The organism is Frankia sp. CcWB2, assembly GCF_977927585.1.
The window spans coordinates 11,761-13,982 of the sequence record NZ_CDWRCM010000104.1; the positions used below are offsets into that span (position 1 = coordinate 11,761).

General features: G+C 67.5%; 2 protein-coding genes. One reads left to right on the plus strand and one right to left on the minus strand.

All coding sequences use genetic code 11. From position 1 onward, the window contains the following. Positions 1 to 71: 71 nt before the first annotated feature. A complete protein-coding gene (locus ACY45C_RS12495; RefSeq protein ID WP_462187788.1) occupies positions 72 to 746 on the plus strand; it encodes an ABC transporter ATP-binding protein in 675 nt (224 codons plus the stop codon). A gap of 116 nt (positions 747 to 862) precedes the next feature. Here the strand turns inward: ACY45C_RS12495 and ACY45C_RS12500 are convergent, their stop codons facing one another. Beyond that, positions 863 to 2,212: an ABC transporter substrate-binding protein gene (locus ACY45C_RS12500; protein ID WP_462187791.1), complete on the minus strand. Its 1,350-nt coding sequence runs from the start codon at positions 2,210 to 2,212 to the stop codon at positions 863 to 865. Between the last annotated feature and the right edge of the window lie 10 nt (positions 2,213 to 2,222).

A 2,222-nucleotide genomic window follows, 5' to 3' on the forward strand; every position in this document is an offset into this window, starting at 1 on the left:
CGGTCGGTGTACCTGGCCCAGGCTGCCCATCGCCACGATGAAACGGTCCTGAAGCAGCCGCAGGAGGCACCGTGACCACGGCGACAGCCGAACTCGAACTGACCGGGGCGCGGGCCGGCTACGGGACCGTGGAGGTCCTGCACGGTCTGGACCTCGCCATCCCCGCCGGCAAGGTCACCGCCCTGCTCGGGGTCAACGGCGCGGGCAAGAGCACCACCCTGCGGATGCTGGCCGGGCTGATCCCACTGCGTTCGGGCAGTCTGACCTGGCGCGGCGAGGACATCACCAAGATGTCCACCGTCGACCGGGCCCGCCGGGGACTGATGCTCGTGCCGGACGAACGGGCCGTCTTCGCCACCCTGTCGGTCCGGGACAATCTGCAGATCATCGCGGAAGCCAGCGGGCACCCCGACATCACCCCCGCGCTGGAGTCGTTCCCCCGGCTGCGGGAGCGGCTGACGCAGCGGGCCGGATCGATGTCCGGCGGTGAGCGGCGAATGCTGGCGCTCGCCCGCGCCCTGCTGGCCCGCCCCTCGGTCCTGATGGTCGACGAGCTGTCGCTCGGACTATCCCCGAAGGTCGCCGCGGACCTGTTCGGCTGGCTTGCGACGGTCGCCGCGTCGGGCACCACCGTCGTGCTCGCCGACCAGTACACCGAGCAGGCCCTGGCGATGGCGGACCTGGTCTACGTCCTGCACCGGGGCGAGCGGTCCTTCGCGGGCGCACCGGGGGAATTCCGGGCGTAGGGCCGCGAAAGGCCCCGCTGAAAGGCCCCGGTCGAGGTTCCCTCCGTGGCGCCGTGGAGGGTGCCCCGACCGGGGCCCGAGATCACTCGGGCGGTCCCGGGCGGTCCCGTGAGAGATCAGCCGGCCTGGTAGGGCAGATCCGGGACGGTGAAGCAGTTGGTGTTCATGTCCTTGACCTGGGTCACCCAGCCGCCCTGGTTTCCGTTCGCCGAATCCTGCCAACGGGCGACGTTGAGGCAGTTCTGCTCCTGCGACGGCGGTTCAGGCAACTTCTTGAAGTTCCGGCCAGTCGGGATGAGCAGGCCGTGACCGTCGTAGTCCTTGCCGCTGTTCATGTACGCCTCGACGCAGGCGCGGGTGACGTCGGCGCCGCAGGACCGGATCGCGTCGGTCAGCCACTGGGCCGAGGCGTAACCCTCGAGCATCCACAGGTTCGTCTTGGCTACCCGATCGGGCGCGGCCGCCTGCAGATCCTTCTGGAACGTGGCGACCGCGGGAATCTGGGTGTCCGCATAGTTGGCGGTGCCGCCAGTAGAGTAGATCGTGTTCCGGCAATTCGGGGAGGCATTGTAGACCTGGCGGACGTTGTTGGCCCAGCCCTGCGGCGGGGTCACCTTCGCCGTGATCGGCATTTTCTGGGACTCAATGGCGTTGCACAGCTGAGCATTACCGCCGTCGTCCATCGCGTCGAAGACGATCTGGACGCCGCGCCGCTTGAGGTCGAGGACCGTCGCGTCCCAACTCGGGGCGCCGAGATTGATCTGCTCCTCGATGACCGTGTAGCCATCCTTGCGCAGGCCGTCCGCGATCGACTTGGCGTACCGCTCCGACGGGGCGACGTTGTAGTACACAACCCCGGCGACGTTGGTCTTCAGGTTCTGCTTGAACCAGCGGTAGGTCTCGGTCCCCGCGTAGAGCGTGCCGTTGTAGCCGGGACGGCTGCCGGTGCGCGGATAATAGCTGCCGTAGATCGAGTACAGGTGCGGATACTGATCGTAGGCTGCGGACACGGGCTGGCCGCCGATATCCGGCACACCCTTGGAGTTGATGTACTGCGCACCCGTGTAGTCGAACGCCGTCACCCCGGCGAGCGCGAAGACCTTCTCGTCGTCGACGAGCTTGTGCGCGCAGTTCGTGTTTCCGTCACCGGTGCCTTTGTCGTCACACTCGACGAGGTTCACGGTGCGCCCGTTGACTCCGCCCGCGGCGTTGAGCGCCTTGAAATAGGCCCGCGCCCCGTACAGTGAGGCGGAGAACGTGTCCGGCCCGAAACCGCTGTTCAGGCCGGCGATTGTACCGATCTTGATCTCGGTCGGCGTGACACCGATATCCGAGGCTGTGTTGTTCGACGCCCCGGCCGGTTTGTTGCCGGCCGAGGTCGTTCCGTTGTTACTGGCCCGGCTGCCGCAGGCGACGAGCGCCAGCGACGACAGCACAATGGCGGCGACGAGCGATCTCGCTCGCATGGACATCCTC

Coding starts and splice junctions, on each gene's coding strand:
- ACY45C_RS12500 (WP_462187791.1), bottom strand. CDS start 2,212: ATGCGAGCGAGATCGCTCGTCGCCGCCATTGTGCTGTCGTCGCTGGCG.